This window comes from Oceanimonas sp. CAM02 (assembly GCF_032842915.1).
In the GTDB taxonomy this organism is placed as follows: Bacteria; Pseudomonadota; Gammaproteobacteria; order Enterobacterales; family Aeromonadaceae; genus Oceanimonas; species Oceanimonas smirnovii.
In genome coordinates this window covers 1-7,292 of record NZ_JAWJBK010000028.1, presented here as the reverse complement: position 1 = coordinate 7,292, position 7,292 = coordinate 1, and the positions used below count along the sequence as shown (strand labels likewise).

Below are 7,292 nucleotides of genomic sequence, written 5' to 3'. Positions count from 1 at the left end.
TGGTCAATCTTGAAGATGTCAGGACAGGGTATGTGTTCAGCCCGCAGGCTGAATAAAAGCAGGCATGAGCCGTATACGAGGTCCGTACGTACGGTTCTGTGAGAGGGATGAGGCGGTAACGCCTCACCCTACTCGTTATTTCACGTGTTCACTCATCACTATTCACTTTCGGCGCGTCAGATACACACCGGCTTCCATATGATGGGTGTAGGGGAACTGATCAAACAGCGCAAAACGGCTGATGTGGTGAGTCTGGCTCAGGGTTTCCAGGTTCTGACGCAGTGTGTCCGGATTACAGGAGATATAAACGATATTGTCGTAATCCTGAACCAGCTTTACCGTGTCTTCATCCAGCCCGGCCCGGGGCGGGTCCACCAGTATGGTATTGCACTCATAGCTTGGCAGATCCACGCCTTTTAACCGGCGAAACTCGCGCACGCCGCGCATGGCCTGAGTGAACTCTTCCGCCGACATACGCAGTATGGTGACGTTATCGATGGCGTTGGCAGCAATATTGTACTGGGCTGACTTGACCGAAGAGCTGGAAATTTCCGTTGCCAGCACCCGGCGAAAGTTTTTTGCCAGAGCCAGAGAGAAGTTACCGTTGCCGCAATACAGCTCCAGCAAATCACCGCTGGCACCCTGAGTCACGTTCAGTGCCCAGCCCAGCATTTTTTCGTTCATGCGGCCATTGGGCTGAGTAAAGCTGTTCTCCACCTGCTGATAAATCAGCTCCCGGCCGGACACGTTCAGCCGCTCCAGCACATAATCACAGTCGTGCACCAGTTTCTGCTTTTTAGCCCGGCCAATAATGTGGGCGCTGATGCCTCTTTCTTTCAGCCAGGCGCGCAGGTTTGTCACTTCCGCCTGCCAGTCTTCACCCAGCTGGCGATGATAGAGCAGGCTGATCACCAGCTCGTTGCTGAGGGAAGACAAAAAGTCTACCTGAAACAGCTTGCGGCGCAGCACAGGGCTGGGGCGCAGGGCTTCCAGCAGCAGCGGCATGGCGGTGTTGATGAGCGCAGAGGCGGCCGGAAACTGCTCCACCCGGTATTTTTCCCGGGTGGCCTGATCAAACATGATGTAATAGAGGTCGTCTCCCTCATGCCACACACGAAACTCGGCGCGCATGCGGTAATGCTTGGGGTCGGAGGCAAACACTTCCAGACGGGGAGGGGTAAAGGGAGCGAAAATTTGCTCCAGCCGGGCGGCTTTTTCATCCAGTTGAGTCTGGTAGCTGTCTTGGGTGCTCATTATTCGCCTCACTTTAAAACGGAGCGCAAATTCTACGGCTTGTAGTGAATTTGTCCAGTTGACCAGAGCGGAGCGTGGGCATTTAAGGCGGGTAAAGGCAGGAGCGCTGCTCCGCTCCCGCCGAATAGTAGAGTTACTCTGTGCTGGCCGGCTTTCGGTAGGGGTTTTCCGGCAATTGATCCGCCCGCAGCGGTGGCCGTCGGGCACCTTCTTTGGGGCCGTAGGCGCTGCTTAGATAGGCAAGAATGGTCTCCTCGGTCTGGGCATCAAAGGTCCACAGCCCCTGTTTTTCCTGCATCCAGCGGATCAGTGACAGCCAGTGTTCCCGGCTGCCACTGTTCTGGGTGACCAGTTTGGCGGAATGGCAGGCGGTGCAGTTATTGCGTACCGTCTCCCAGCCGGGAGCGATAATAAAGCCGGTTTGTGGATCCTGCTCGGCAGCCAGGGCGGGTGCCGTTGTCAGGCCCAGCAGCAATGCCAGTGCAGCAGTGCGTATCATGCTAACCTCCTGAACAATTAAACGATTTGCACCGCAATGCGATGGCAGGCGTTATTCAGGTAGCCTTTGGGATTCCAGCCCGGCACTACCATGGGTTGAGCATGGCCTTCGTTATCCACGGCTTTGGCCCAGATCTCGTAATAGCCTTTTTCCGGAAAGCTCAGCTCGCTGTGCCAGTGCTGCCAGGCCAGCCGGTTGGCGGGCTTGCGCAACTCGGCCTTGTGCCAGGTGGCACCAAAGTCGATGGACACATGCAGCTCGGTCACTTCCAGATCACCGGCCCAGGCATGACCCCGCACCTGCAAGGGCTGGCCCAGCTGATGGCTGATACCGGTTTTGGGGAAGGTGATCAGCGACTTCACCGGCATGGATTCGATGATTTCCATGTCTTTATTCGGCACTTGAGTGCCTGGGGCTACCGGATATTTGGGCACGCTGTAAGAGGGGGCCGCCATCTTGTTGCCGTCGTGCACCTGATTGCGGATCACGATTTTCTTCAGCCACTTGCCCGAAGTCGACGCCGGCCAGCCACCACATACCAGCCGCAGCGGGTGGCCATTTAACACCGGAATGTCTTCATCGTTCATGGCCCAGGCGATCAGGGTTTCGTCTTCCAGTGCCTTGGACATGGGCACGCCCCGGGAGATGGCCTCTTTGCCCGGATCGCCGCTGGGGTGAAGGTCGCCGCCGTAATAGCCAATATATACCGCGTCTTTTTTGATGCCACAGGCTTCCAGTACATCCCGCAGCCGCACCCCGGTAAATTTGGGGCTGGCCACGGCACCGGTCGTCCACTGGTTGCCGCTGGCCGCCGGTACATATTCACTGCGGCCGTTACCGCCGCATTCCACCGTCAGCTGATAGCTGTGATGTTCAAACTTTTCTTTCAGCTCGGCAATGGTAAAAGTAGTGGGGTTCTCGCAGGACTCACCGGCGATTTCCAGCGTCCATTTGGCCGGATCCAGCGTTTCTATATTGGGCACCAGGCCGTTGTTGCGCACAAACATATGTTTGGCTGGTGTGATTTCGTCATCCAGCAAATGAGGCGGGGTTTCGGCGTTAATGGGCCTGTCGTTAAGAATGGTCAGCCCTTCTTTGCCGGGCAGTGAAAAAGGCTCGTCGGACTGGGCAAAAGCGGCCGGTATCAGCCCCGCCGGCATATTTCTGGCAAAGGGAATGCTGGCTCCAATGGCAGTGGCCATGGCCAGCAGGCCGCTGCGTTTTAAAAATCCCCGCCGGCTGCCGGGGTCGCTCTCACGGCCCCAGAGCTGCTTATCGGCTTTGATGGGATCTTCACCGTACAGTTCATGAATGCCCTTGTGGGTGGGCTGCTTGCTGTTGTTGGAATCGCTGGCCATAAGGTTCTCTCCCTGTTGCATCTGACACTGCCGATAAGCTTAAAACGGCAGCCTATCAAAAACTGCAAAGTTAAATATATGTTAATTTTAAGTAATTGAGAGCCGGCTCATATTTCACAATGAGTCATGTTTTGCGTTTTTTCTCAAAAATCATGCATATATCTTCAGTTAGCCTTTATAATGCCCGCGCTTTGGTGCCGACAGGCGTAAATGGGAATCCGGTGCAAATCCGGAACTGGCGCGCAGCGGTAAGAGGGAACGAAAGCGACACGGAAGATTCCAGGCACTGCCGCAAGGTGGGAAGCCGTCGCCGTAGGTGGGCTGCCGCCCGAGCTCTCAAGTCCGAAAACCTGCCAAAGAGAGAGTCACAAGGCCGCAGGCCTCACTACGCGAACTAGGGAAAAGAATGTCTAAGAAATTGTTGGCAGCCGCACTGCTGCCATGGGCCGCCTGTGCCCAGAATTCGTCTGAACCTACCTCTATTACCATCTACAACCGGGCAGAGCAGCCGCTCACCAGTGCCCTGGCTCCGGTGGAAGTGATTACCAGGGCCGACATCGAACGCCGCCAGCCTCGTTCTCTGATTGACTTGCTGGAAACCCTGCCAGGTATGCAATTTGGCTCCCAAAGCGGCGGTATTGGTCAGCTCAGCAGCCTGTTTGTGCGTGGCACCGAGTCTGATCATGTACTGGTGTTACTCAACGGTCGCCCCATGGCACAGATGGTGAACTCGAACGTCGACTTCAGCCAGTTGCCGGTGAGCAACGTTCAGCGCATTGAATATATTCGTGGTCCTCGTGCCGCTATCTATGGCTCTCGTGCCATTGGCGGTGTGGTCAATATCATTACCACTTCTAAAGTGAATGATATTAGTGTGGGCGTGACCACAGGCAGTAACGACTACTATGCCGCCGATGTGTCGGTTAACCAGTGGGTCACCGATGCCACCCGGCTGCAGCTGGCCACCGGTTATCGGGAAACCCGGGGCTATGATGTGGTGCCTGACAACAGTCAGCCTGACCGCGATGGCTTTGACAGCAAAAACCTGACGCTGGGTATGGAACATCAGCTGGATCAGAACTGGACGTTGGATGCCAACCTTAATGCTTGGGAAAATAATCTGGAATATGATTATTATGAGCCAGACTTTGGTTTTCCTGGCTCTGACAGCAGTAATACCAAAGCGTATCAAGTTGATACTGGTCTGCGCTATCAGGACGAACAGTTAGTTGGCCAGCTTAATGCCAGTTATGGCGAATTTAAGTCCGAGGACTGGAACAAAAGTGATGGGCAGCATACTGCCGATATTGCCAACACCGCTACCACCCGGGTTGATGGCCTGATTCAGTATTATTATGCCGAGCAGGCCTACGTTTTAACTGGTATGGATTGGCAACAAGATCGTTTGTTGTCCAGAAGCACAAGTTTTACGGCGCCAGACCGTGATAACACAGGTGTGTTTATTTCCGCCTATCATACCTGGTCACCGCTTACCCTGGAGCTGACCGGCCGAGTAGATGATAACGAACAGTTCGGTACACATGGCACCTGGCAGAGTGCGTTGTCAGTTCAGTTGCTGGAGCAGCACAAAGCGACATTAAGTTATGGGACTGCGTTTAGAGCTCCGAACTTTACTGATTTATATTACCCTAAGAGCAGTTGGGGAGGGGGGAACCCAGAGCTTAAGCCAGAACAATCTGAAAACTGGGAGTTGGGATTATCTGGTAACTATAGTCTATTTGATTGGCAGCTAAATATTTATCGTAATGAAATAGATAACATGATTGTGAGTTTTAGAAACTCTACAGATAATGTTGACACTCTTATCAGAGGTGCTGAGTTTGTTATTAATGCTGATACGGGCCCACTTCATCATTCCGTCAGCTATGAGTACACTAATGCCAAAGATATTGAGACTGCGAAGCAGCTGCTTAACCGTGCCAAACGCAAGTTCAGCTGGACCGGTGACATTGATGTGGCAAAAGCTAATTTATTTGCTCAAGTAATGTATATGGGTGATAGGAAAACCTATGGTGCAGTTGGTCCAGTATATACCCCTTCCTACACCATCTGGAATATCGGTGCCCGCTACCCGCTTACCCAAAACCTGACCCTGAACGGCAAGATCAACAACCTGTTCGACAAGGACTATCAGGTGGTCAGTGGCTACGATGCCCCCGATATGGAGTTTTACGTCGGTGCCGACTACCGCTTCTGATCTTGTAGCAGCGCAGGCCTCTGTTTTGCTACCGGTAGTGAGGTAACCAGCAAGGAGGATGAAGTTGCCCCTTTATCCGACTCTACCATGAGCGCGCAGACAACTTTGTGCTTCAGCCGGCCTTCGCGCCGGCTTTTTTTCTTTTTCAGCCGTTGGCGTTATTATGTCGCCCTTGCACAGCGAGGGCAGTCAGTGGCAAACATTCTTATCTTCGACTCCGGCATGGGTGGCCTTTCCGTCTACCGGGAAGTACACCGGGCATTACCGGCACATCAGTACTTCTATCTGTTCGACAATGCCTGTTTTCCTTATGGCGAGCTGGATGAAGCGCGCCTGGTAGAGCGTGTGCTGGAGCTGCTCACTGTGTTTGTGGCACGTCACCATATCGATATTGTGATCATCGCTTGCAATACCGCCAGTACCTATGTGCTACCGGCGCTGCGCGAACAACTGCACATACCTGTTGTTGGCGTGGTGCCGGCCATTAAACCCGCGGCTGAATACTGTCGTTCAAAAGGACTCAAACATATCGGCCTGCTGGCCACACCGGGCACGGTTTCCCGCCGCTATACTGCCGAGTTGGTGCAGCGCTTTGCTGCTGATATGCAAATATCCATGCTGGGCACTACCGAGCTGGTAAGAATGGCAGAAGACAAGCTGGCAGGTGAAACCGTTAATATCAGTCATCTTGTCCGCATTCTTACTCCCTGGCGGGGAAACGATAAGCCTGATGCGCTGGTGCTGGGGTGTACCCACTTTCCACTGCTTGCCAATGAGCTAAGTCAATGTCTGCCCAAAGTCCATCTTATCGATTCAGGAGAGGCTATCGCCCGCAGAGTATCGAGTCTGTTACTGCAACCCTTTACAGCAAAAAGAATAACAGAGCAGACTCAACAGCTTTCGGGGCGAGTGTATTGCACTGAACTAACGGCAAAGGCCAAGGCTCAGAGCCTGGCCTTTGCCAAGGAAGGATTCACACTCATCAGTGAGTTCTGTGTCTGAAGCCTCAGAGGTCAGAGGCTGATATCACTTTCGTCTTCCTTTTTCTCGTTTGCTTCTCTTACCTTAAGCGTACGCTGCTGAAATTCAGTATCGTTTAATGCTTCTTTGGCCTCCAGAGCTGCGTGCTCAGGCATCTCCACAAAACCAAAGCCCCGTCGCTTGCCGGTATTTCTGTCTTTCATCAGCCTGACCGATACTACATGGCCATACTGCTCAAACAAGCTGCGCACTGCAGCTTCGTTGGCACGATAGGGCAGGTTGCCCACATAAAGAGTGATGGTAGCTGCAGTTTCTCCGGTAATGGAGGGAGCCCGCACCAGCCAGGAAACAGCAATACCTCCGGCTACTACACCCAGGGCAAACCAAAGACCACTGCTATAGGATGCAGTAAACAGCACGATCAGAATGCCACCGGTGACGGCTGTGGTAAGAGCGAGTAGCGCAGATTGAACAACAAGAGAGTGCTGGAATAGCTTCATTGATAAAAAAGTCTCATGTAGATAAAAGAAAAAAGGCATACGGCCTTCACAGCATAGCTTCATTCGGGCTCTTCGACCTCGATAGCATCAAGTTTCCTTTAAACAAACGTGATCTCTTACCAGTATTCAATATCGTCATGCTCAAATATTGCGCTAAGTAATGAGTGGTCAGCTGCGATCTGTGCATAACTCTGTGGCTAACATGTGGTTTTGCTGGGTTAATAAGCGTTCGGTGCTAAAAGCCGTATTTTTGTCAAAAAAGCCCTTGCGCAAAAATCGCGGCTCCCTATAATGCGCATCCACTGACACGGGGCAACACGCCTACGGTCACAAACGTTGAAAGACAACGAAACAAAGTTTGATTCAACGCTTGACGAACACCAAGAGTTGCGTAGAATACGCAGCCCTGACCAGCGAAAGCGGTCAACGCTCTTTAACAATTTATCAAGCAAACTGTGTGGGCACTCGCAGTCGATTGAGAA

6 protein-coding genes and 1 riboswitch are annotated in these 7,292 nt (G+C 52.9%); of the genes, 2 read left to right on the top strand and 4 right to left on the bottom strand.

Annotated elements, in window-relative coordinates; genetic code table 11:
- Positions 1-162: 162 nt before the first annotated feature.
- From trmA to R0I78_RS09180, 3 genes are all read right to left on the bottom strand, one after another.
- Positions 163-1,254, bottom strand: coding sequence for a tRNA (uridine(54)-C5)-methyltransferase TrmA (gene trmA, locus R0I78_RS09190; RefSeq protein ID WP_317075131.1), 1,092 nt, complete (start codon positions 1,252-1,254; stop codon positions 163-165).
- 133 nt (positions 1,255-1,387) lie between these two features.
- Positions 1,388-1,753 carry a hypothetical protein gene (locus tag R0I78_RS09185; RefSeq protein WP_317075130.1) on the bottom strand — a complete coding sequence of 122 codons (366 nt, stop codon included), beginning with the start codon at positions 1,751-1,753 and terminating at the stop codon, positions 1,388-1,390.
- 17 nt (positions 1,754-1,770) lie between these two features.
- Positions 1,771-3,111 carry a sulfite oxidase gene (locus R0I78_RS09180; protein WP_317075129.1) on the bottom strand — a complete coding sequence of 447 codons (1,341 nt, stop codon included), beginning with the start codon at positions 3,109-3,111 and terminating at the stop codon, positions 1,771-1,773.
- 175 nt (positions 3,112-3,286) lie between these two features.
- A riboswitch (cobalamin riboswitch) is annotated at positions 3,287-3,484 on the top strand.
- 33 nt (positions 3,485-3,517) lie between these two features.
- Here R0I78_RS09180 and R0I78_RS09175 point away from each other — a divergent pair.
- Complete coding sequence (locus R0I78_RS09175; protein ID WP_317075128.1) at positions 3,518-5,329, top strand: TonB-dependent receptor domain-containing protein; 1,812 nt, start codon at positions 3,518-3,520, stop codon at positions 5,327-5,329.
- Positions 5,330-5,521: 192 nt separating this feature from the next.
- A complete protein-coding gene (gene murI, locus R0I78_RS09170; protein WP_317075127.1) occupies positions 5,522-6,331 on the top strand; it encodes a glutamate racemase in 810 nt (269 codons plus the stop codon).
- A gap of 11 nt (positions 6,332-6,342) precedes the next feature.
- Here the strand turns inward: murI and R0I78_RS09165 are convergent, their stop codons facing one another.
- Positions 6,343-6,810 (bottom strand): RNA-binding protein, encoded by a 468-nt coding sequence (locus R0I78_RS09165; protein WP_317075126.1) that lies wholly within the window; start codon positions 6,808-6,810, stop codon positions 6,343-6,345.
- Positions 6,811-7,292 lie beyond the last annotated feature (482 nt).

Excerpts from the sequence above, each read along its gene's own strand:
- trmA (WP_317075131.1), bottom strand. The coding sequence starts at position 1,254 with ATGAGCACCCAAGACAGCTACCAGACTCAACTGGATGAAAAAGCCGCC.
- R0I78_RS09185 (WP_317075130.1), bottom strand. The coding sequence starts at position 1,753 with ATGATACGCACTGCTGCACTGGCATTGCTGCTGGGCCTGACAACGGCA.
- R0I78_RS09165 (WP_317075126.1), bottom strand. The coding sequence starts at position 6,810 with ATGAAGCTATTCCAGCACTCTCTTGTTGTTCAATCTGCGCTACTCGCT.
- R0I78_RS09175 (WP_317075128.1), top strand. The coding sequence starts at position 3,518 with ATGTCTAAGAAATTGTTGGCAGCCGCACTGCTGCCATGGGCCGCCTGT.
- R0I78_RS09180 (WP_317075129.1), bottom strand. The coding sequence starts at position 3,111 with ATGGCCAGCGATTCCAACAACAGCAAGCAGCCCACCCACAAGGGCATT.